Raw genomic sequence first — 22,993 nt, 5'->3', positions numbered from 1 at the left:
CCCGCCCCCGCGCGCCGAGGCGTCCGATCAGTCGCACGGCGCGCCCTGGTCGATCCACTGCATCAGGATCTGCAGGTTCGGATGGTCCCGGTTCTCGCTCGGCTCGATTCCGGCGGGCATCCGGTTCTCGACCAGACGCTGGTACAGGGGCGAGCCCTCGGCATCACCGGGGAACACGATCCTGACGGGCGGCAGCCCCTCCTCCGCCTTGGCGATGGCGTCGGCGCCGAGCATGACGCCGTCGTAGCTGGTCAGGTCCAGTTCGTGGAAGCTGGGCGGCTCCTGGTTGGACATGTGGCACTCGGTACAGGCCTGGAACCCGCCGAAGGCGGTGCGGTCCTTGAACAGCGGCAGCACCGTCTGGCGGAAGACGTCGTCGTCCCGGGCGCCCTCGTCGATCCACTGCTTGACCGCGCGGATGTTGGCGGTGTCGGTGGGCGCATCGAACGGCACGCCGAAGGGCATGCGGTTGTTGCGCAGGTGGCGGCGCAGGCGGCTCTCAGAGGCCTTGCCGGGCTCGAAGATGACACGCTGCGGGGGCTCCATCGCGCCGCGCTTGATGCCCTCGCAGGTGGACAGGTCCAGGCCCCGATAGCTGTGCTGCGGCGTGTTGGACGAATGGCACAGCACGCAGGCCGCGCCCTCACCGAACGCATTCGGAATCCGCATCAACATGGAGATGTAATCATACGGGATGGTGATGTCCCGCTGCTGCACCAGACGCTGCACCGCGTATTCGGGGCCGGTGCCGTTGCCGTAGCGTTCGTCGTACGTGGCGTAGTAGTTTCTGAGCACGTCATCGGCGTGCTGGGACCCGCCGCCGTGTTCCGCCGCCTCGTCGTGGCCGTCCTCTTCCTCGTGTTCTTCAGCCTCGTCGTGCTCCTCGGCCTCGTCGTGCGGGTCCATGCCGCCCTCGCCGGCCGACCCGCTGTCGGCCATCCGGACAGGCTCGACATAGCCGGTGTCGACCGCGTGCGTCTCCCCCGCGTCCTGGGCGGCCCACGCCGCCGATGTGGTCACTGAAGCCCACACCAGGGCGCCGGCCGCGGTCCCCATGATCCCCATCAGCGGACGGTCCCACAGGCTCCCGAGTCCCCCCAAAGGGCTCCGCGCCGGACCGTGCGTCTCTCGTCTTTCCATGATCTGTCTCCCTGATCGCATAGGCGGAATGCGCCAGGGGAACCCTCACGGGAGTCCGGAGCCCCACGCCGGCCGCACCGCGACCGCCGCCTTCCGGACGGCTCAACCGACCGACTGGCCTGAGCGAAGCCATTCACTGACCGAAACCGTTCGCCACCCCCCTTGTGTCTCCCCCTGGTGCCTGTGGCGGGTTCCATCCTTGTTATTTTGTTCCCGCACCGTTCTCGTTACCGCAATCATATGTCGCGAATCAAGTCGTGACTTGTAAGAAAATGTGCTGCACCGCACCCACATTGCCCGCCGGCCGCGCGCGAACGCCAGAAAGCGGCCCCGCCCTGCGCGCATGCTTGGCAACCCGGGCCGTGGCCGTGCTAAACAGGCGTCGAGCCCGCCGGCCGGTCTCCGGACAGGGTCATCCTGTTCGGAGGCCGATCTTCCCCACCGTCCACCTGCCGAGCCGTTTCATGTCCCGGGACACACTGGTCATCGCGCTGCCCAAGGGCCGCATCCTGTCCGAAGCCATGCCGATGCTGCGCGCCGTCGGCATCGAGCCCGAACCCGCCTTCACCGATCCGGAGTCGCGGGCGCTGCGGTTCCATACCAACCATGCGCATATCGACCTGATCCGCGTGCGCTCGTTCGACGTGGCGACCTTCGTGGCCTTCGGCGCCGCCCAGTTGGGCATCTGTGGCCAGGACGTCATCATGGAGTTCGGCTATCCCGAGCTTTATGCGCCGCTGGACCTGGGCATCGGCGCCTGCCGACTGGCTGTGGCCGAACCGAAACACCTGAGCGGTCATGACGACCCCTCCCGGTGGTCTCACGTGCGGGTCGCCACCAAGTATCCGGACGTGACCCGCCGGCACTTCCAGGCGCGCGGGGTGCAGGCCGAATGCATCAAGCTGAACGGAGCGATGGAACTCGCCCCCGCCCTGGGCCTGTGCCGGCGCATCGTGGACCTGGTCTCGACCGGCAGCACGCTGCGGGCCAATGGACTGGTGGAGATCGAGCACATCGCCGACATCACGTCGCGCCTGATCGTGAACCGCCCGGCCCTGAAGACCCGCGCCGCCGAGTTGAACCACTGGATCGACGCCATGACCGAGGCCGTCAACAATGCCCGTTGAGCTGAACACCGCCGACCCCGACTTCGAGGCCGCGTTCGCCGCCCTGCTGGCGGCGCGGGCCGAGTTCGACACCAGCGTGGACCCCGTCGTCGCCGACATCCTGGCCGACGTGAAGGCGCGCGGCGATGCCGCCGTGGTCGAGTACACCCAGCGCTTCGACCGGGTGCATCTGACGACCGATGCCCTCCGCCTGGACGACGAGACCGTGGACGCCGCCGCCGGGCAGGTGGACGCGGAGACGCTGGCGGCGCTGAACGTGGCGGCGGAGCGCATCACCCGCTTCCACGAACACCAGAAGCCCACCGACATCGCCTTCACCGACCCGACTGGCGTGCGCCTGGGTCAGCGCCACACGCCCGTGGACGCGGTCGGGCTGTATGTGCCGGGCGGCACGGCGGCCTATCCCTCTTCGGTGCTGATGAACGCCATCCCGGCCAAGGTCGCGGGCGTGGGCCGGCTGGTGATGGTGGTGCCCACTCCCGACGGCATCATCAATCCGCTGGTGATGGCGGCCGCCCGCCTCGCCGAGGTGGACGAGATCTACCGCATCGGCGGCGCCCAGGCGATCGGCGCGCTGGCCTACGGCACCGGGGTCATCGCGCCGGTGGACAAGATCGTGGGGCCCGGCAACGCCTATGTGGCGTCGGCCAAGAAGCAGGTGTTCGGCACGGTCGGGATCGACATGATCGCGGGCCCGTCGGAAATCCTGGTGGTGGCGGACGCCGGCAACGATCCGGCCTGGATCGCCGCCGACCTGCTCAGCCAGGCCGAGCATGACGCAGCCGCCCAGGCGATCCTCATCACCGACGATGCCGACTTCGCCGCCGCCGTGGGCCGCGCCGTCGAGGGTCACCTGAAGACCCTGCCGCGCACCGCCATCGCCGCCGAAAGCTGGGCCCGGCACGGCGCGCTGATCGTCGTCGAGGACCTGATGGAACAGGCTCCGCCGCTGGTGAACCGGATCGCGCCCGAGCACCTGGAACTGGCCGTCGGCGATCCGGATGCCCTCGCCGCGCGGGTGCGCCACGCCGGCGCGATCTTCCTGGGCCGGCACACGCCGGAGGCCGTGGGCGATTACGTGGGCGGTCCCAACCACGTGCTGCCCACGTCGCGCGGCGCACGGTTCTCCTCCGGGCTGGGCGTGCTCGACTTCATGAAGCGCACCACGCTGCTGGGCTGCGATTCCAGCGCCCTGGCCACCATCGGGCCGGCCGCCGTGCGGCTGGCGGAGGCCGAGGGCCTGCAGGCGCACGGCCTGTCGGTCGCCCTCCGCCTGAACATGCCACGCCCCGACGCCCGGGACGGCGCGTGATGCTGGGGGCCGGCGCATCCGGCGGGACGTTCCGTCCCGACGAACGGCTGGTTGACGTCCGCCTGGACGAAACCACCCTGGTGCGCCGCCGGCCCGAGGTGGAACACGAACGCGCGGTGGCGATCTTCGACCTGCTGGAGGACAACAGCTTCCGCCTGAAGGGCGCGCGCGGGCCGTTCGTGCTGCACCTGAGCCTGGAGGACGACCGTCTGGTCATGGACGTGCGCGCCGAGGACGGCGCCCCCCTGCACCGCTTCCTGCTCTCCACCAAGCCGTTCCGGCGCATCGTGAAAGAGTACTTCATGGTGTGCGAGAGCTACTACGGCGCCATCAAGTCCGGCGCCTCGCCGTCGCGCATCGAGTCCATCGACATGGGCCGGCGCGGGCTCCACAACGAGGGCAGCGACCTGCTGCGCGAGCGTCTGGACGGCAAGGTGGAGATCGACCACGACACCGCGCGGCGCCTGTTCACGCTGATCTGCGTCCTGCATATCAAGGCCTGACCGCCGTGGACGCGCCCGTCGCCCCGCCGCCCCCCCTGCCCGGTGCGGTGCTGTTCGCCTGCACCCACAACGCCGTGCGCTCGCCCATGGCCGCCGGCATTCTCCAGCGCTACCACGGCACCCGCATTTTCGTGGACTCGGTGGGTGTGCGCCCGCGCGAGACCAACGGCTTCGCCATCGCGGTGATGGACGAGATCGGCGTGGACCTGACCCGCCACACCCCGCGCAGCTTCGAACAGCTTGAGGACGAGAACTTCGATGTCATCGTCTCGCTGTCGCCCGAAGCCCAGCACAAGGCCGTGGACATGACCCGGACCATGCATTGCGAGGTGCTGTTCTGGAACACGTTCGATCCCTCGCTGGCCAAAGGCAACCGCGAGGTCAAGCTGGACGCCTACCGCGAGGTCCGCGACCAGCTCGTCCGCCGCATCCTGGACCAGTTCCCCGTGCCCCGGATGGGGCAGGTGTAGGGGCAAAGGGCAGGATCTCGCGCATTACGCCGCCGCGGTCGGCGCGCCCGCGTCCGGCGCGGCGTCGCAATCCGCCGCCCAGATGTGCTCATGGACGCGGGCCAGGCTGTCGGCGCGCTCCAGCAGGGCACGCCGCTCGTCCCGGGTCAGCACCCCGGGCCCCAGGCGCATGGCGAGGACCTCGGCCCGCTGCGCCATCTCCGCCGAAAGCCGCGACTCCTCGCCGATCTCGGCCAGCAGGGCACAGTGGCGGGCGTTCGTCTCCGGCTCCACCAGCACGGCGCGGAAGCGGTCTTCCGGCGCCGCCGCCAGGAGGGCCTTGAAGCGGGCTTCATGCGCGTCGATCGCGGACAGCACCGGCAGCGGGTCCAGGTCCTCCGGAATCGTCAACGCGCCGCGCGACGGCCCCCAGCCGCGGGCTTCGCCGCTGTCCAGCAGCAGGCTGAGCACGGGGGCGCCCACCAGCCCCGCCAGCACGGGCACGAGCCACCAGCCCAGCGTCGGCGCGTAGAGCAGCACGGCGACGGTGGCCGCCACCCCGAGCACCAGCACGTCGAGGTTCGCCCGCACGGCGTCCGCCAGGGTCAGCCCGCCCGCCGTGCGACGCTGCGGGGTCCAGGCGACCTTGGAGCCGGTTAGGATGGCGATCACGAAGCGGGTGTGGCGCACCATCATCACCGGCGCGATCAGCGCGGACACCACGGTCTCGACCAGCGCCCCGCCCACCAGACGCAGCCCGCCGCCCCGCGCCCGCCGGCCGGGTCCATCGGCCAGGGCCAGCAGCAGCCCCCAGAGCTTCGGCAGGAACAGCAGCCCCATCATGGCGGCCAGCAGCACCGCCGCCTCGCCCTCGCGCGAGATCGGCCAGGTGGCCCAGGGCGTGCCCTCCTGGAAATAGACCGGCTCGGCCACCGACAGCGTCCAGCCCTGCAGGCCCGCCAGGATCAGGAACAGAAACCACAGCGGCGAGGTCAGATAGCTCATGATCCCGGTCAGCAAGTGGGCCCGGCTGACCCAGTGCAACCGTCGTGCGATCACCACATGGCCATGCTGCAGGTTGCCCTGACACCACCGCCGGTCCCGCACCATGAAGTCGGACAGGGTGGGCGGCGGCTCCTCGTAGCTGCCGGACAGATCCCAGGCCATTTCCACGCGCCAGCCGGCGCGCCGCAACAGGGCCGCCTCGACGAAATCGTGGCTCAGGATCTCGCCGCCCAGCGGCTCCCGCCCGGGCAGCTTCGGCAGCCCGCACCAGCGGGCGAAGGCGCTGAGCCGGATGATGGCGTTGTGGCCCCAGTAGTTGCCCTCGCCCCCGGCCCAGAAGGCGATGCCGGCGGCGCTGAGCGGGCCGTAGACATCACCGGCGAACTGCAGCAGGCGGGCGAACAGCGTCTGGCCCCGCACCAGCTTCGGCGGGGCCTGGATCAGCGCCGTGCGCGGCCGCGCATCCAGCCGCCGGGTCAGGTGCCAGATGGTGCGGGCGTCCAGCAGGCTGTCCGCGTCCAGCGTGACCATGGCGCCGTAGGCGCCGCCCCAGCGCTCCACGAAGTCCTTGATGTTGCCGGTCTTGCGGCCGGTGTTGTCGAGCCGGCGGCGGTAGTACACCGGCGGCAGGGCGGCGGGGTCGCGCGCGCTTTCGGCCCGCCACGCCTCGGACTCGGCCAGCCACAGGTCCGGGTCCGTGGTGTCGGAGATCACGAACACATCGAACCGCGACGCCACGCCCAGCGCCGCCAGATCGTCGCGCATGGCCGCCACCCCCGCGAACACCCGCGCGGTGTCCTCGTTGTAGACCGGCATGACCAGGGCGACGCGCGGCAGATGGGGCGCCAGACCGGCGGCCCGGTCCTCCGGGTCCACATGCAGGAGGTCGCCGCCCCGGATGCGATGGCCGGCCAGCAGCAGCGCTCCCGCCGTCAGCGTGCAGAACGACTGCGCCAGCCACGCGGCCAGCGGCACGAAGACCACGATCAGCGCCACGTTGAGCAGCGACAGGCCATTCGCGCCCAGCACCTGGACGAACGACTGAGTCGCCAGCAGCGTGATCGTCAGCACGCACAACAGGAACAGGCGGCGCCGGGTCAGCATCGCGAGCCTCTCTTCTTTGTTTTGATCGGCCATCAACCCGGACTCGTCCGGGTTGATGGCCTCCGCCGCTGCGCGGCGCCGGCCCGGTCGGGCCGGGTGGTCTTCATCGGCGATGAGCCGGATTCGTCCGGGTCATGGCCTCCGCCGCTGCGCGGCGCCGGCCCGGTCGGGCCGGGTGGTCTTCATCGGCGATGACCCGGATTCGTCCGGGTCATGGCCTCCGCCGCTGCGCGGCGCCGGCCCGGTCGGGCTGGATCACCCCGTCGGGCTCGGCAGAGCCAGCAGCACCATCGCGAAGATGGCCCCGGCGCTCACGAGGGCCCGCAGGGCCGGCAACTGGCCCACGAGCCGCCGGCCGCCACTGCGGGAGCGGTCGCCCAGGTCGGCCAGCGTCAGGGGATCCAGCGGCTGTTGCCGCATGGGCCGGCCCTGGCGCGCCGGCACCGGCGGAGCCGCCCCTGCGGGGCCGCGACCCGGCAGCGCCATGGTCATGCGCCGGGCCACGCGGATGACGGCCGGATAAGCCTGCTGGACCGCGGCGGGCCGCAAGCCGGCCATCACCTGGCGCGCGGCCTCGCCGGCGACCCGGTCGGCGGTGTCGGGGTCCAGGCGGTGGGCCTGGCTGAGGTAGACCCGGGCCTTGTCGGCCAGCAGACCCTCGAACGTGCGGGGTGAAAGCGTCATCATGGGTGGCAGTCTCCCGTCCTACGCAGCCGCCGGAGGCCGCCACTGCATGGTCCAGGTCTCCGAGATCGGCGCCCCGTCCCGCGCAAGATGGCACCGCAGGTTCATGGGGCCATGGCCGTTCGCGACGGTATCCAGGAACACCCGGACCCCGCCGGTGTGGTCGTTCAGCACGGCAACCGGGCGATCCATCCGGCCGCCATCGACCGAGGCGACCACCGCGACATCGTCCGGGGTGCACAGATTGCGCACGGGCCCGCCAACGAAATCGATCACCCACTTGCGCCCCAACCGGCGCATGGTTTCGTCCAGTTCGGTCGAGGGCAGACCGTAGTGACCGGCGCGGGTGTCCTCGCACCAGGCGCGTTCGGGCCGGGGGCCGTCCAGCGTCCAGTCGATATCGTAATCCATGGCCAGCGGCAGCCCCGGCTCGAACGGAATCGCCGGCTTCCAGAACGCCACGATGTTGTCCCGGGTCTCGTCCGGCGTCGGGATCTCCACCAGGATCACCGCGCCGTCGCCCCAATCGCCGTGCGGCGTGACCCAGGCGCTGGGGCGCCGGTGGTACTGGGCCTCCAGGTCCTGGTAACGGTCGAACTGCCGCACCCGCTGCATCAGCCCGAACCCGCCCGGGTTCGGCATCTGGAAGACGTTGACCTCCAGCCGGTCCGGATTGTTCAGCGGCCGCCAAAGCCACTCGCCGGACTCCGTCCGCATGCTCAGCCCCTGGGAGTCATGGACCCGGGGACGGAAATCCTCGACGCCGGCCCGGTCCACGGGCGCGAAGTCGAACATGCTGGTGAGGACCCCCATGCCCAATTGCTCCACGCGCCGGCGGGCGAACAGACGCGCCTGCACGGTCGTGCGGGTGGTCATGCCCGGCGTCACCTCGAATCGGTAGGCGCCGGCCAGCGACGGCCCGTCGAGCAGGGCATACAGCACGATCGACTCGGCCCCGGCCGCCGGCCGCTCCACATAAAGCTCGGTGAAGGCGGGAAACTCCTCGCCGTCCGGGCGCGCCGTGTTCACCGCCACGCCCCGCGCCGACAGCCCGTAGACCGCGCCGGCGCACAGGGCGCGGAAATAGCTCGCCCCCTGCAACACGATCAACTCGTCCATCACGGTCGGATCGTTGAGCGCGTACATCAGACGCAGCCCGGAGAAGCCCAGCTCGCCGAACGCCGACGCATCAATGCCGGTCCGGCCGAAATCGAACAGATCCGGCCGGTAGGTCTCCGGCGTGACCCGCCCGTTCTCCACCGTGTGCACGCGGACGGGCCGCTTCAGGTAGTGGCCCAGATGCAGCAGGTGCACCTCGAACGGGGACTCGCCGTGCCAGATGGCGCGGTCCCGGCGAAAGCGGATGTCGCGGATGTCGTCGTAGGTCAGGTCGGCCAGGACCTCGGGCAAATCGTCAGCCGGCGCTTTGTAGGTCGCGTTGGCCTTGGCGGCGGCGCGATCGACCAGGCGGGCGAAAAAGGTGGTCTCGTCCGGGGCGGCCACGACGCGGACCGGCGGCAGACCCGCGGCGGTCACACCCGCCAGACCGGCAAGCCCGGACAGCACGCGGCGACGGGAAAGATGGGGAGGCCACATGACGGACGACGACTCAGGCGACATGCTGGAACGGGCTCCAAGGGAGAGACGACGGGATCGGACGGACCTCAGCCGGTCCGGACGGATGCATACCATCGGCCGATGCCGGTGACACGCCCGCCTTTCGGCACACCGCGGATGACAGGCCCGGTTTGTGTCAGGACGATGGTGCCCGCGATACGGATTGCGTCAGCACTGTGAAACGCGGGCCGGGGTTCCTGCCGCGTGCGGGGGCGCCATGCCCCCAAGGGAAACACCGGGGTTGACGACTCAACGCACCGTTCGCTCCCGCGTTCCCCACTACCCCGCGAGGGCCGCGACTCACCGCCGCTCCAGGCGCTCCAGGAACCAGGTCAGCAGGCGACGCCACAGCTCGTCCTTGAGCACGGCGCCTTCGATCGCGGTATCCATGTTGGGATTGTCGTTGATCTCGATGACGAACACGCCGCGATCGTTCTGCTTCAGGTCCACGCCGTAGAGGCCGTCGCCGATGGCCCGGGTGGCCCGCACGGCGATGTCGATCACGTCGGCCGGCGCGTCCTCGACCGCGAAGGTCCGGAAACGGCCCTCGACCACCGAGCCGTCCGCCCGGTGGTTGATGATCTGCCAGTGGTTGCGGGCCATCAGGTACTGACAGGCGAACAAAGGCCGGCCCCCCAGCACGCCCACGCGCCAATCAAACGTCGTGGGCATGAACGCCTGGGCGAGCAGCAGATCGGTGTCCTTGAACAGCGCCCGGGCGCGTTCGGCCAGGGTGTCGCGGCTGTCGATCTTGTGCACGCCCCGGCTGAACGAGCCGTCCGGCACCTTCAGCACGAGGGGAAAGCCCAGCCGCGCCTCGGCCCGCGCTAGGTCGGCGGCCCCGGCGAGCACCAGGCTGTCCGGCATGGGCAGCCGGGCGGCCTCCAGCAGTTCCTTCAGGTAGACCTTGTTGGTGCAGCGGATCATGGACTGGGTGTCGTCGATGACCGGCATGCCCTCCTGCTCGGCCCGGCGGGCGAAGCGATAGGTGTGGGTGTCGATGTTGGTGGTCTCGCGAATGAACAGGGCGTCGAACTCGGCCAGCCTGGCGAAGTCCGTCTTCTGGATCGGCTCCACCTCGACGCCCATGCGCGCGCCCACCTGCGCCAGCCGCTCCAGCGAACTGGTCTTGGACGGGGCCATGGCCTCGCGCGGACTGTGCAGCACCGCCAGAGACCAGCGGGCCGGCACGCGCACCTTCGGGCCGCGCCACGCCCGGGTCGTGTAGCGGGCGAGCTGGTCGAAAAAGAACGTGCGCACCTCACCTGTGAGCCGCATGGGCGACAGCGGACGCAAGCGCTCAATTCGCCACCACGGGCCCGGGCGCACGGCGACCTCGATGATCGGGCAGCGGAACCAGTCGAACAGGAGACGGGCGAAGCGGGCATAGCCCGCGGCCTCGGCCTGGCCGAACACCACCAGCAGCTTGAACGGCGCGGACGGCGGGTCGTCCAGTTTCGGGACCAGCGCGTTCAGGCTCTCTTCCAGGTCGGGCAGCGCCGCCCGATAGAGCGCCTTGCGGCTCAACTCCAGCATGGTCTGCACGGTGGGCAGGGCGCGGTGGCCGCGCGCCTCCGCCAGCAGCGCGGCGTAATACCCGCTGCTCTGGTAGGCATAGCTGCGCGACAGGTTGATGATCCCGGGCCGCCGCCCTTCGAACAACTGCGGGCGGGCCAAGTATTCGCGCACGGTCATGACCTTGTGCGGCGTCTCCCCCTGGGGGATGTCGCGGCTCTGGTCGGTCAGAATCAGCCAGTCCGTCATGGTCGGGAACGGTCCTCAACGGGCCCAAGCACCAACGCCGCCTGAAGCCGATCGCGGCCGAAGCGGGCCATGCGGTCCAGTTCGCTCCAGGGAATCGGCAGATCCGCCGCGGCCAGCGGCGTTTCCAGGTCGTCGGGCTCCACCCACGGATCGTGAACGAACACCCGCCGCCCGTCATGCCCGAAGGCCAGCACCCAGTGCGGTGTGCGCGTGCCCAGCATGCGGTAATGACTGACCAGCAGCACGGCCACCCGGCCCGCGTCAAGCGCCGCGCGCAGGTCCTCCATGGAGAGGGCCGACTCGGTCACGGGCAGGCCGGCCGCCTCGGCCTGCTCGCGGAAGTCCACCTGGGTCAGGGCCATGATCTCGCGCTTGTCCGGATCGCGCACGCTGTCCAGGAAGTACGGGGGCGGACGGCTCACGTGGATGCGGACCGAAACACCCCGGCGAGCGGCCGCCAGCGCCAGCCCGAACGGCTCGCAGCCGCCATGCCCGGCCGCCATGAAGATGGTGGTCGCCTCGCGCCACAGGCGGAACTCCAGGCGCCGGTCCAGCGGGCGGGCCGGGTCGAGCGCCCCCAACCCCATCATCAGGGCCGCCGGGCCGCAGGTGAAGTCCGTCGTCTGCGCATAGTAGCGGGGCGCGGGATGCGCGGACCCAACGGGGCGGAGCGCCCGCTGCATGCGGACGGCGTCGGTCTGATCGGCGTAATAGCCCTTCAGGCGCCCGAACGGCCGATAGCCGAGACGGCGATACAGCGCCTGGGCGGTCGCGTTGTCGGCGCGCACCTCCAGGCGCAGCAGCACGCGGTCTCGTTCCAGAGCCGCCGCCTCGGCCGCTTGCACCAGGACCGCGCCGATCCCCTGCCCGCGCGCCTGCGGGTCCACCGCGATGGAGTACAGGCGGGCGAGCGCCGTGCCGGAGCGGAACAGGGTCAGGACGTAGCCGAGAATGCGGCCGTCGGGCGCGGCCACGCAGCACGCCGCCCGGCCATGGTGGATGAACCGGCGGAAACTGCGGCGGGACAGGCGGTCGGAGTCGAAGGCGCGGGTTTCGAGGGCAACCAGGGCGTCCAGATCATCCAGCGTGGCGGGGCGGACTCCGGACGGTGTGTCGGTGCTGGCCGGCTTGGGGGCAGGCTGGCCGCGTAAGGACCCCACGACGGACGGCGCCATGCGCCCTTCCCTCCCTCGGGACGGACCGGGTTGGCGCTGGGGCGCGCCACCGGATCAGCGCAGACCATACGCCAGCCGGGTGGCGGATGCCATGGGGATGGTGGGGTGGAACAGAGGAGAGCCCCCTACGTCACCACCGTCGGGCCATCGCGGCCCGTGCGCTGCTGGATCCCGGCCAGGGCGTCGGCGGTGGCGATCAGGTCGGCCAGGGCCGCTTGGGTGTCCATGTCCTGGCGGGCGGGGTCGTCCTCGGGCCGTTCGATGTAGACGCGCAGGGTCGCCCCCGCCGTGCCGGTCCCGGACAGCCGGTAGACGATGCGCGCGCCGTCGTCGAACAGCACCCGCACGCCCTGCTTGCTCGCCTTGGAGCCGTCCACGGGGTCCGTATAGGCGAAGTCGTCCGCCAGCATGACCGTCCGGCCCCCATGCGCCGTGCCGAAAAGACCGCCGAGGCTGGCTCGCAGGTCGTCCATCAGGGTTTCGGCGATCCTGCTCGGCAGCTCTTCATAGTCGTGGCGGGTGTAGTAGATGCGGCCCACCTTGGCCCACATGTCGCGCACCAGCGCTTCCACCGTCTGGCCGGTGGCCGCCACCAGATTGAGCCAGAACAGCACGGCCCACAGGCCGTCCTTCTCCCGCACGTGATCGGAGCCGGTGCCGAAGCTCTCCTCGCCGCACAGGGTGGCCTTGCCGGCATCCAGCAGGGTGCCGAAGAACTTCCAGCCCGTGGGCGTCTCGTAGCAGTCGATGCCCAGCAGTTGGGCGACCCGGTCGGGGGCGCGGCTGGTGGGCATGGAGCGGGCGACCCCCGCGAGCCCTCGCGCATAGCCCGGGGCGTGGGCGGCGTTCAGGGTCAGCACCGCCAGGCTGTCGCTGGGCGTCACATAGAACCGGCGGCCCAGGATCATGTTGCGGTCGCCGTCGCCGTCGCTGGCCGCGCCCATGTCGGGCGCGCCGTCGGTGGCGAACAGCTTTTCGACCAGATCGTGGGCGTGGACCAGGTTGGGATCCGGATGGCCCTCGCCGAAGTCATCCAGCGGCACGCCGTTGATGACGGTGCCCTTGGGCGCGCCCAGCCGGTTTTCCAGGATCTCGGTGGCATAGGGGCCGGTGACCGCGTGCATGCCGTCGAAGCACATGCGGAACCCGCCCTGGAACAGTCCCCGGATGGCGTCGAAGTCGAACAGGGTTTCCATGAGGGCGGCGTAATCGGCCACCGGGTCGATGACCTCCACCACCATGTCATCCACCAGGGTCTCGCCCAGCGTGGAGAGGTCCACCTCGGGCGTGTCCAGGATGCAGTATTCGCTGATCGTGCCGGTGCGCTCAAAGATCGCGTCGGTGATGCGCTCGGGCGCCGGGCCGCCGTTCGACGGGTTGAACTTGATGCCGAAGTCGCCGTCGGGACCGCCCGGGTTGTGGCTGGCCGACAGGATGATGCCGCCCCAGGCCTGACGGGCGCGGATCACGCACGACGCGCCGGGCGTGGACAGCAGACCGTCCCGCCCGACCAGCACGCGGGCGATGCCGTTGGCGGCGGCCATGCGCAGGATGGTCTGGATGGCGGTCTTGTTGTGGAACCGCCCGTCCCCGCCCAGGACCAGGGTGGCGCCCTGCCGCCCCGGCACGGCATCGAAAATGGCCTGGACGAAGTTTTCCAGGTAGTGCGGCTTGCGGAACACCGACACTGTCTTGCGCAGGCCGGAGGTTCCGGGTTTCTGGCCCTCGAACGGAGTCGTGGGCACCACGCGGATCGCACTCATGGGTCGTCCCTCCTGACCCGGCCCGGAGCGCCGCCCGCGGGCCGGGAATGGCAGTGTCGCTGTCGGTCTCGCTCCCGCCCGGGCCTAGCCCTCGGACGGGTCGGGCGTCGGACGGCCGATGCTGGTGTAGCGGAAACCCGCCGCCACCATGTCGGCCGGGGTATACACGTTGCGCAGGTCCACCATCACCGGCGCCTTGAGCAGCGCCTTGGCGCGCTCCAGGTTCAGCGCGCGGAACTCGTTCCACTCGGTCAGGAGCACGACCACGTCCGCCCCGGTCATGGCGTCGTAGGCATCGTCGCAATAGGTGATGTCGGGCAGCAGGCCCCTGGCCTCGTCCATGCCCTCGGGGTCGAAGGCGCGGACCGTGGCCCCGGCCTCCACCAGCGCCGGCACGATATCCAGGCTGGGCGAGTCGCGCATGTCGTCGGTGTTGGGCTTGAAGGTCAGGCCCAGCACCGCGACCGTCTTGCCCTCCAGGCTGCCGTCGCAGGCGTCCAGCACGCGGGTCGCCATCGCCTTCTTGCGCTTGGCATTGATGTCCACGACCGTCTCGACGATGCGCAGGGGGGCCCCTTCCTCCTGGGCGGTCTTGACCAGCGCCAGGGTGTCCTTGGGGAAGCACGATCCGCCGTAGCCCGGGCCGGCGTGCAGGAACTTGCGGCCGATGCGGTTGTCCAGGCCGATGCCGCGGGCGACGTCGTGGACGTTGGCGCCCACCTTCTCGCACAGGTCGGCGATCTCGTTGATGAAGGTGATCTTGGTCGCCAGGAAGGTGTTGGCGGCGTACTTGATGAGCTCCGAGGTCTCCAGTTCGGTGAACAGGATCGGCGTCTCGATCAGGTACAGCACGCGGTAGAGCTGGCGCATGACCTCCTGGGCGCGCGGGCTGCTGGTGCCGATCACCACGCGGTCCGGGCGCATGAAGTCCTGGATGGCCGAGCCCTCGCGCAGGAACTCGGGGTTGGAGACCACGTCGAAGTCCGCGTCCGGGCGTTCCTCGCGGATGATGCGGGCCACCTCGCGGCCGGTGCCCACGGGCACCGTGGACTTGGTCACGACCACCGTATAGCCGGTCATGGCCCGCGCGATCTCGCGCGCGGCGGCGTAGACGTAGCTCAGATCGGCATGGCCGTCGCCGCGCCGGCTGGGCGTGCCGACGGCGATGAACACCGCGTCGGAGGCCGCAACGGCCTCGCTCAGGTCGGTGGTGAACGACAGGCGGCCGGCGGCCACGTTGCTTGCCACCAGGGCATCAAGGCCGGGCTCGAAGATGGGGATCTCGCCATTGTTGAGGCGGTCGATCTTGCGGGCGTCCTTGTCCACGCAGGTGACATCGACACCGAATTCGGAGAAGCACGTACCCGACACGAGGCCCACGTAGCCCGTGCCGATCATGGAAATGCGCATGACTCGTGTAACCCTGGACAGCGGTTCGGGACACGGGCGCCGGCGGCCCCCGCCGGGATCGCTCTACCGCGAAGCCGGAGCCGTGACCACCCCCAATCTGGGCGCGCCCGCCCTGGCGCGCCCCCTGTGCGCGGACGGTCCCGCCGACGTGGCACGAAGGCCACGCCGAAGGGACCAACGCGGCCATTACAGCGCGGTGGACCAGGGGGCGTTGGTCCACGGTTTATCCTTGTGCAGCACGCGCTCGACGAAGTTGCTGGACCGCAGGCGATAGGCATCCGGCATGCCCCGCCCCAGCAGGGGCCGCAGGTAGAGCCGGAACGCATCGGTGATGTCGTTGTTGCTGTCGGCGATGAATTCGTCGGGCATGGTGCGGGTCTTGCCGGCCACGGCGGTCAGGTCGGAGAGCTGGTAGTCCACCGAGTAGAAGCCGGTCCGGTGGATGGTCACCGACCCGGTCTTGGCGCCCCACATTGCGTACTGAACGGCCTTTTCACCGACCTCGCGCGCCTCGCGCTGGTCCACGTCGGACACGCAGCCCACGAACGAGCGCTGCAGATAGCCCAGGGTGTCGCCGCGCACGCGCTTGATGCCCGCCTTGTCCTTGACGACCTGCACCAGCAGGTCGGCCAGCGCGCCGGTGCCGGAGAGCTGGACGTTGCCGTGGTCGTCGCGCTCCACCTGCTTGGCCAGCGTGGTGATGATGGGGTTGCCGGAGCCGTCGTGAATGCCCTCGCTGACGGCCACCACGCAGCGGCCCAGGCGGTCGTGCACCGCCTTCACGTCGGAGATGAAGCGATCCACGCTGAACTCGCGCTCGGGCATGTAGATCAGGTGCGGGCCGTCCTCGTTGAACTTCTTGCCCAGCGCCGAGGCGGCGGTCAGAAAGCCCGCGTGACGGCCCATGACGACGCCGATGTACACGCCGGGCAGCGCCCAGTTGTCCAGGTTGATGCCCATGAACGCCTGCGCCACATAACGCGCGGCGGACGGATAGCCCGGCGTGTGGTCGTTGATGACCAGATCGTTGTCGATCGTCTTCGGGATGTGGATGCAGGACAGATCGTAGTCGGCCTTTTGCGCCTGCTCGGCGACGATGCGCACGGTGTCGGACGAGTCGTTGCCGCCCACGTAGAAGAAATAGCCGACCTGATGCGCCTGCAGGACGCGGAAGATCTCCTTGCAGTATTCCAGGTCGGGCTTGTCGCGGGTGGACCCCAGAGCGGACGACGGTGTGTCGGCCACCATTTCCAGGTTGTGAGTGGTCTCCTGGGTCAAATCCAGGAAATCCTCGTTGACGATGCCGCGGACCCCGTGAAAGGCGCCGTAGACCCGCTCCACGTTACGGAACTTGCGGGATTCCAGGACCGCGCCCACGAGCGACTGGTTGATGACGGCGGTGGGTCCGCCCCCCTGCGCCACAAGCACCTTGCCATGGGACATCGTCGTACCCTCCTCGCCTGATGATTCATCTTTGAATTGATCGCTGCACGCGGTCCGCCCGGGTGCCGCGCCATCCTGCCCCCGAAGCGCGAGCCGCGCAACCGCGCGGGCGTCAGGGCTTGACCACCATCAGATACAGATTGAGCGCCGGAAGAAGGATGGCAACGATCCCTACCCACAACCAGACGCGCGACAGAGTCCAGTAGACGGCGGGGATCGGGCCGCCGTCCTGGAAGCGCCGCGCCATGCGGGCCTGCACGATCTGGATGGGGATCAGGATCGCGCCCCACAGCACGCCGGAGGCGAGGAACAGCCCGAAGCCCCATTGCAGCCACCCCGGCCCGAAGCCGCCCCAGGGGGTCAGCCAGCCGGTCAGCGCGGCCATGGCGTAGCCGCTGGCCAGGATCAGGGCCACGCCGCCGGCCGTGAAGACCCAGTCGGTCAGGGTCACGAGGCGCTGGGCGAAGGCAATGGTCCGCGCGTCCCCGGTCCGGTCGGCCAACGCCTTCCAGACCGCCGTGACGATCACGTTGCCCAGGAAGATCGCGATGCCCGCGACATGGACCACGCGCCATTCGGTGCGGTCGAGCAGGAACAGGGTCTCCATGAGGGCTCCCGGGTGCGGTGCGTCAACGGCACCCCGGTCCTACCACGTTCCGGTGTTCTCCATCGACGCCCAGGGCTCGGCCGGCGGCAGCGCCTCGCCCTTCTGCAGCAGCTCCACCGAAATGCCGTCCGGCGAGCGGATGAACGCCATGCGGCCGTCGCGGGGCGGCCGGTTGATGGTCACGCCCCGGTCCATGATGCGTTGGCAGGCCGCATAGACGTCGTCCACCGCGAAGGCGACATGGCCGAAGTTGCGCCCGCCGTCCAGCTCCTCCGGATCCCAGTTCCAGGTCAGCTCGATTTCGGCCTCGGGGTTTTCCGACGCCCCCAGGTAGACCAGCGTGAAGCGGCCCTTTTCGCTCTCCTTGCGGCGGGTCTCGGTCAGGCCGAGGGTATCGCGCCAGAACGCCATCGCGGCCTCCAGGTCGGAGACACGCACCATGGTGTGCAGGTATTTCATCACAGGACATCCTTTTTGACTCGGTATGGGTGGACGCGGGGACACCGGGCGCCCCCACTCCCGATCTGAGCCCTTGCGCTCGACTTTCAATCGGGGCGAGGATGAGCGCCAGCGGGGCGCGCCGGGGCGGACGGCAGGCCCACGGAGGGACCAGAGGCGGACAATGGAGACACGAGAACGACCCCTGGTAGACGTGTTCGTCGCCGACAAGAGTCCGCTCGTGCGCATGGCGATGAAGACCCTGCTGGGGGCCGATCCCCGGTTCAATCTGCTGGGCACGGCGGAAGACGGCGAGCTGTTCTTGCGGGCGGTTGACCGGCTCCGCTTTGACGTGGGCGTGATCGGCTGGACCATGCCCTACATGGACGGGGCGGCGGTGCTGCGGGCGTTGCGGGAGCGGCCCCAGGCGCCGCGCATGCTGGTCTACACCGGCGATCCCGATCCGGACATCCCCCGGCGCGTCATGGATCTGGGCGGCGCCGGGTTCTGTCCGAAGGCCGACAGCCCCGAGCGCCTGCTGGCCGCCATTGATCTGGTGGCGCGCGGCCACATGACCTTTCCGTACACCGACGTGCCCCGGATGACGGCGCGCCCGACCTCGCCGCTGGACGGCCTGACGGCGCGCGAAAAGGAGCTGCTCGCCTGCCTGGCCGAGGGCATGTCCAACGCCCGCATCGCGGAACGCTTCGGCATCTCCGTCCACACCGTCAAGTTCCACCTGAAGAACGTGTTCGGCAAGCTGGCCGTCTCCAACCGGGCCGGCGCGGTGGCGGTGTTCCTCGCTGCCTCCGACCGGCGGTAGGCCCAGCGCCCGCCCCATGCAGACCGCTCGTTCGGGTAGCTGCCTCCTCCCCCAAAGAGTTTAATCCCCCACCCGGGCGAGGGTTTCGCCGCGCGGGTTCGAGTATTAGAGATTTCGCATAAACATTGGCCGGCGTGTGCGCGCCGGCCGCCACCGCCCAATGACCATGGGGGGGAGAAAGACGGCCATGATGACCATGACCGGGGAAAGCGCGCCCCTGTTCCTGTATGCCCTGCGCACCGTGACCGAGGCGGCGGCGGCCGCCGCCTATGACTGGATCGGCCGCGGCCGCAAGGAGGACGGCGACGGCGCCGCCGTGGACGCCATGCGCGACGCCCTCAACCAGCTCGCCATCGACGGCCTGGTGGTGATCGGCGAGGGCGAGAAGGACGAAGCGCCCGCGCTCTTCAACGGCGAACGCCTCGGCACCGCCGGCGACGATGTGCAACTGGACATCGCGGTGGACCCCATCGAGGGCACCACCTACATGGCGACGGGCCTGAGCAACTCGCTGGCCGTGATCGCGGCCGCCCCCCGCGGGTCGATGATGGACCCGGGACCGGCGTTCTACATGGAGAAGCTGGCGGTCCCCCCGGCCGCCAAGGGCAGGATCGATCCGTCCTGGCCGGTGGAACGGCGCCTGACCGCGCTCGCTCAGGCGCTGGACAAGCCGATCGGCGAGCTGACCATCTACGTGCTGGACAAGCCGCGTCACAAGAAGATGGTCGAGCGCATCCACGAGGCCGGCGCCCGCGTCGCGCTCTATCCGGCCGGCGACGTGGCCGGCGCGCTGATGGCGGCCATTCCGGACTCGGGCATCGACGCCCTGATGGGCACCGGCGGCACGCCGGAAGGGGTCATGACCGCCTGTGCCGTGCGCGCGCTCGGCGGCGACTTCATGGGTCGCCTGGACCCCCAGCTTCCCAGCGAGCAGATCGCCGTGCGCGACGCCGGCCTGAGCACCGAGACCTGGTACGCCATGGAGGACATGATCTCGTCGCAGAACGTGTTCTTCTGCGCGACCGGCATCACCCCGGGGCTTTTGCTGGACGGGGTCCAGCGCCACAAGGATCATCACCGCCTGCACACCCTGATGATCTCCGGCGCCAGCGGCGAGCGGCAGTTCCTCACCAACTGGCGGCCGCGCTGACCCCGGGCGGGCATCCGGCCCGGCCCGACCCCGACTGCAGAAGAACACCGATCACGGGAGGGACCCTCCGTCATGCCTCTGAAGCGCTTTGATCGCCCCGTCATCCTGGGCATGGTCGGTGACTCGGCCAGCGGCAAGACCACCCTGGCGCGCGGCGTGGCCCGCATCCTGGGCGAACACCGCGTCGCCGCCATCCGCACCGACGACTATCACCGCTACACCCGCGCAGAGCGGGCCATGAACGGCCTGTCGGCGCTGGACCCGCGCGCCAACTACATGGACATCCTGGAGCAGCACCTTGGATTGCTGAGCCAGGGCAAGCCCATCCTCAAGCCGGTCTACGACCACGCCACGGGCACGCTGGCCCCGGCCGAGTACGTCACGCCCAAGCCCTTCATCATCGTCGAGGGTCTGCTGGGCTACAGCACCAAGGAGATGCGCGACTGCTTCGACGTGAAGGTCTACCTGGACCCCGAGGAGGACCTGCGCGTGGACTGGAAGGTTCAGCGCGACACGGCTGAGCGCGGCTACACCCGCGACCAGGTCATGGCGTCGCTGGAGAAGCGCCGGTCGGACAGCCCGACCTATATCCACCCGCAGCGGGCCTTCGCCGACATCGTGGTGCAGTTCCGCCGGCCGGAGGGCCAGGAGGACGAGCGCGGCGCCCATCTGGACGTGCGCCACATCCTGCGCCCCACCCTGCCCCACCCGAACCTGGCGCCGCTGGTGGACGCCGGGGCCAAGAACGAACTGAGCCTCGACCTGACCCGCGACGAGGACGGCAAGCCCGTGGATGTGCTGGGCCTGTCCGGGTCGATGACGGACGAGCGCGCGGCGGCCCTGGAAAACCTGCTGTGGGAGTTGATCCCGGAAGCCAGCCACCTGCGCGACAACGTCGGCGAGTTCACCAACGCCGACAAGGAGCAGGTGGTCAGCCATCCCCTGGCCCTGTCCCAGCTTCTGATCGCCTATCACATGGTCAAGGCCGCGCTGGGCATTCACGTGATCTAGAGGCTTGCGGTCGGCGCCCGTGCGTGGTCCAACCCGCACGGGCCGCCGCCTCTCCTTCACCAAGGCCGGCCACAAGACCGGCCCGTCGATCTCCGCCGCCCCGGCCCCCGGCCGGCGGACCACCGTGACGAGGAACGCTCCATGACGCACCAGACTTCCGCCACCGCCAGCCACGCGGACATGGCCAACTGCATCCGCTTCCTGGCCGCCGACGCGGTCCAAGCCGCCAAGTCCGGCCACCCCGGCATGCCCATGGGCATGGCCGACGTGGCCACGGTGCTGTTCACCCGCTTCATGAAGTTCGACGCGGCCGATCCGACCTGGCCGGACCGCGATCGGTTCGTGCTGTCGGCCGGGCACGGATCCATGCTGATCTACGCCCTGGCCTACCTGACCGGCATGCCGGGCATGGAGATCGAGGACCTCAAGAATTTCCGCCAGGTGGGCGCCAAGACGGCCGGCCACCCCGAGTACGGCCACGCCCCCGGCATCGAGGTCACCACCGGCCCGCTGGGCCAGGGCATCGCCACCTCGGTCGGCATGGCGCTGGGCGAGCACATGGCGGCCGCGCGCTTCGGCGCCGATCTGACCGATCACTACACCTATGTGATCGCCGGGGACGGCTGCCTGATGGAGGGCATCAGCCAGGAGGCCATTTCGATGGCCGGCCACCTGAAGCTGTCCAAGCTGATCGTGCTGTGGGACGACAACAGCATCTCCATCGACGGCTCCACCGACCTGTCCACCTCCGACGACCAGCTCGCCCGCTTCGAGGCCAGCGGCTGGGAGGCCACCCGCGTGGACGGCCACGACCCTGAAGCGGTCGCCGCCGCCATCGCCGCCGCGCAGAAGAGCGACAAGCCGAGCCTGATCGCCTGCAAGACCGTCATCGGCTGGGGGGCCCCCACCAAGCAGGGCAGCCACTCCACCCACGGCGCGCCGCTGGGCGACGACGAGATCGGCGCCATGCGCGGCACCCTGGGCTGGAGCCATGAGCCCTTCGCCCTGCCCGAGGACGCGCTGGCCGCCTGGCGCGCCGCCGGCGCGCGCGGCGCGAAGGCCCGCGCCGACTGGCAGGCCCGCCTGGATGCCGCGCCGGCCGACCTGCGCGCCGCCATGACCACGGCCCTGTCCGGCGACCTGCCCGAGGGCTGGGACACCGCCCTGAACGCGCACATCGCCGCCCTGATCGCCGACAAGCCCAAGGTGGCCACCCGCGTGGCCTCGCAGAAGGCGCTGGACGCCCTGGTGCCGTCCGTCCCGGCGATGATCGGCGGCTCGGCCGACCTGACCGGGTCCAACAACACCAAGGCCGCCGGCATGACGCCGGTCAAGCCCGGCGACTTCAGCGGCAATTACATCCACTACGGCGTGCGCGAGCACGGCATGGCCGCCGCCATGAACGGCCTGGCCCTGCACGGCGAGTTCATCCCGTATGGCGGCACCTTCCTGGTGTTCGCGGACTACTGCCGTCCGTCGATCCGCCTCGCCGCGCTGATGGGCATCCGGGTCATCCACGTCATGACCCACGACTCCATCGGCCTGGGCGAGGACGGCCCGACCCACCAGCCGGTCGAGCACCTGGCCTCGCTGCGCGCCATGCCGAACGTCCACGTCTTCCGCCCCGCCGACGCGGTGGAAACCGCCGAGTGCTGGGCGCTGGCGCTGCAGACCAAGACCGGCCCGAGCATTCTGGCGCTCAGCCGCCAGGGCCTGCCGACGCTGCGCGCCGAGGGCGCCGACGCCATGCCCAGCGCCAAGGGCGCCTACGTGCTGGCCGAGGCCGAAGGCGGCGACCGCAAGGTGACGCTGCTCGCCACCGGCTCCGAGGTGGAAATCGCCATGACGGCGCGCGAGGCGCTGCAGGCCGAGGGCATTCCCACCGCCGTGGTCTCCATGCCCTGCTGGGAGCTGTTCGCCGCCCAGGACCAGAGCTACCGGGACAGCGTGCTCGGCCCGGGCACCGTGCGCGTGGCCGTCGAGGCCGCCGGCGGCATGGGCTGGGAGCGCTGGACCGGCGAGGCCGGCGCCTTCGTCGGCATGGAGGGCTTCGGCGCCTCCGGCCCGGCCCCGGCGCTGTACCAGCACTTCGGCATCACGGCCGAGGCGGTCGCCGCCGCCGCCAAGGCGCGCCTGTAGACGATCGCGCACCGGCCCCAGGGCTCCGAACGCGGATTACCGTTCTGAGACACCGATGGGGTCGAACCCACCTCTCGAGGTCCTTCGGTCGCTTCGCTCCCTCAGGATGACACACTTTTAGTAGATATTGTCATCAACTCAGTTTGTGGCGGGTTCGGGCTGAGGCCGGAGGACCGCGTTTGCGATGGTGACGAGCTTTCTGGCAACGGCGAGGAGTGCGCCTTTTGGTGTCTTTTTGTTTCCGATAAGCCGTTCGTAGAAGGCCTTGAGGTCGGGGTTGTATCGCACGGCGGAGAGCGCGGCCATGAAGAGCTTGGATCGCAAGGCGC

19 protein-coding genes and 1 pseudogene are annotated in these 22,993 nt (G+C 69.9%); 8 read left to right on the top strand and 12 right to left on the bottom strand.

Annotated features, from left to right (window positions below):
• Positions 1-27: 27 nt before the first annotated feature.
• Positions 28-1,056, bottom strand: coding sequence for a hypothetical protein (locus GHC57_RS06815; RefSeq protein WP_153342517.1), 1,029 nt, complete (start codon positions 1,054-1,056; stop codon positions 28-30).
• Positions 1,057-1,604: 548 nt separating this feature from the next.
• Here GHC57_RS06815 and hisG point away from each other — a divergent pair.
• Genes hisG through GHC57_RS06795 form a run of 4 tightly spaced genes read left to right on the top strand, consistent with a single transcriptional unit; the run spans position 1,605 to position 4,552 of the window.
• Positions 1,605-2,267, top strand: a complete 663-nt coding sequence (gene hisG, locus GHC57_RS06810; RefSeq protein ID WP_153342515.1) for an ATP phosphoribosyltransferase — start codon at positions 1,605-1,607, stop codon at positions 2,265-2,267.
• The gene (hisD, locus tag GHC57_RS06805; protein WP_153342513.1) at positions 2,257-3,579 is read left to right on the top strand and encodes a histidinol dehydrogenase; all 1,323 of its coding nucleotides are present in this window, start codon (positions 2,257-2,259) and stop codon (positions 3,577-3,579) included. The genes hisG and hisD overlap by 11 nt, the downstream gene beginning before the upstream one ends.
• Positions 3,579-4,082 (top strand): UPF0262 family protein, encoded by a 504-nt coding sequence (locus tag GHC57_RS06800; RefSeq protein ID WP_153342511.1) that lies wholly within the window; start codon positions 3,579-3,581, stop codon positions 4,080-4,082. The genes hisD and GHC57_RS06800 overlap by 1 nt, the downstream gene beginning before the upstream one ends.
• A gap of 5 nt (positions 4,083-4,087) precedes the next feature.
• Positions 4,088-4,552 (top strand): arsenate reductase/protein-tyrosine-phosphatase family protein, encoded by a 465-nt coding sequence (locus GHC57_RS06795; RefSeq protein WP_343031130.1) that lies wholly within the window; start codon positions 4,088-4,090, stop codon positions 4,550-4,552.
• Between the two features lie 24 nt (positions 4,553-4,576).
• Here GHC57_RS06795 and mdoH read toward each other — a convergent pair whose 3' ends face one another.
• The 10 genes from mdoH to GHC57_RS06745 form a co-directional block, all read right to left on the bottom strand.
• Positions 4,577-6,673 (bottom strand): glucans biosynthesis glucosyltransferase MdoH, encoded by a 2,097-nt coding sequence (gene mdoH / locus GHC57_RS06790; protein ID WP_153342509.1) that lies wholly within the window; start codon positions 6,671-6,673, stop codon positions 4,577-4,579.
• A 222-nt stretch (positions 6,674-6,895) separates the two neighbouring features.
• Positions 6,896-7,327, bottom strand: coding sequence for a hypothetical protein (locus GHC57_RS06785; RefSeq protein WP_153342507.1), 432 nt, complete (start codon positions 7,325-7,327; stop codon positions 6,896-6,898).
• Positions 7,328-7,345: 18 nt separating this feature from the next.
• On the bottom strand, positions 7,346-8,920 hold the full coding sequence (locus tag GHC57_RS06780) for an OpgD/OpgG family glucan biosynthesis protein (RefSeq protein ID WP_211369134.1): 1,575 nt from the start codon (positions 8,918-8,920) through the stop codon (positions 7,346-7,348).
• 321 nt (positions 8,921-9,241) lie between these two features.
• Complete coding sequence (locus tag GHC57_RS06775; RefSeq protein WP_153342503.1) at positions 9,242-10,705, bottom strand: RimK family protein; 1,464 nt, start codon at positions 10,703-10,705, stop codon at positions 9,242-9,244.
• Positions 10,702-11,880, bottom strand: coding sequence for a GNAT family N-acetyltransferase/peptidase C39 family protein (locus GHC57_RS06770; RefSeq protein ID WP_153342501.1), 1,179 nt, complete (start codon positions 11,878-11,880; stop codon positions 10,702-10,704). The genes GHC57_RS06775 and GHC57_RS06770 overlap by 4 nt, the downstream gene beginning before the upstream one ends.
• A gap of 125 nt (positions 11,881-12,005) precedes the next feature.
• A complete protein-coding gene (locus tag GHC57_RS06765) occupies positions 12,006-13,643 on the bottom strand; it encodes an alpha-D-glucose phosphate-specific phosphoglucomutase (RefSeq protein WP_153342499.1) in 1,638 nt (545 codons plus the stop codon).
• An 84-nt stretch (positions 13,644-13,727) separates the two neighbouring features.
• Complete coding sequence (locus GHC57_RS06760) at positions 13,728-15,053, bottom strand: UDP-glucose dehydrogenase family protein (protein ID WP_153342496.1); 1,326 nt, start codon at positions 15,051-15,053, stop codon at positions 13,728-13,730.
• A 186-nt stretch (positions 15,054-15,239) separates the two neighbouring features.
• A complete protein-coding gene (locus tag GHC57_RS06755; protein WP_153342494.1) occupies positions 15,240-16,496 on the bottom strand; it encodes a 6-phosphofructokinase in 1,257 nt (418 codons plus the stop codon).
• Between the two features lie 112 nt (positions 16,497-16,608).
• Positions 16,609-17,103 (bottom strand): DUF2269 family protein, encoded by a 495-nt coding sequence (locus GHC57_RS06750; protein ID WP_153342492.1) that lies wholly within the window; start codon positions 17,101-17,103, stop codon positions 16,609-16,611.
• Positions 17,104-17,142: 39 nt separating this feature from the next.
• Positions 17,143-17,562, bottom strand: a complete 420-nt coding sequence (locus GHC57_RS06745; RefSeq protein ID WP_153342490.1) for a VOC family protein — start codon at positions 17,560-17,562, stop codon at positions 17,143-17,145.
• A gap of 163 nt (positions 17,563-17,725) precedes the next feature.
• Here GHC57_RS06745 and GHC57_RS06740 point away from each other — a divergent pair, with 163 nt between their 5' ends.
• The 4 genes from GHC57_RS06740 to tkt all read left to right on the top strand — a co-directional run bounded on the left by GHC57_RS06740 (position 17,726) and on the right by tkt (position 22,664).
• On the top strand, positions 17,726-18,364 hold the full coding sequence (locus GHC57_RS06740; protein WP_153342488.1) for a LuxR C-terminal-related transcriptional regulator: 639 nt from the start codon (positions 17,726-17,728) through the stop codon (positions 18,362-18,364).
• Positions 18,365-18,551: 187 nt separating this feature from the next.
• Positions 18,552-19,514, top strand: a complete 963-nt coding sequence (gene glpX / locus GHC57_RS06735) for a class II fructose-bisphosphatase (RefSeq protein WP_246152181.1) — start codon at positions 18,552-18,554, stop codon at positions 19,512-19,514.
• Between the two features lie 72 nt (positions 19,515-19,586).
• Positions 19,587-20,525: a phosphoribulokinase gene (locus GHC57_RS06730; RefSeq protein WP_153342486.1), complete on the top strand. Its 939-nt coding sequence runs from the start codon at positions 19,587-19,589 to the stop codon at positions 20,523-20,525.
• 141 nt (positions 20,526-20,666) lie between these two features.
• On the top strand, positions 20,667-22,664 hold the full coding sequence (gene tkt, locus GHC57_RS06725) for a transketolase (RefSeq protein ID WP_153342484.1): 1,998 nt from the start codon (positions 20,667-20,669) through the stop codon (positions 22,662-22,664).
• 138 nt (positions 22,665-22,802) lie between these two features.
• Here the strand turns inward: tkt and GHC57_RS19500 are convergent.
• A pseudogene (locus GHC57_RS19500) lies at positions 22,803-22,993 on the bottom strand (IS110-like element ISEc32 family transposase); the annotation flags it as partial.

The organism is Roseospira navarrensis (assembly GCF_009601025.1).
Classification (GTDB): domain Bacteria; phylum Pseudomonadota; class Alphaproteobacteria; order Rhodospirillales; family Rhodospirillaceae; genus Rhodospira; species Rhodospira navarrensis.
Note: the sequence above shows the minus strand (reverse complement) of the source record. Positions and strands in the feature narration are given on the sequence as shown.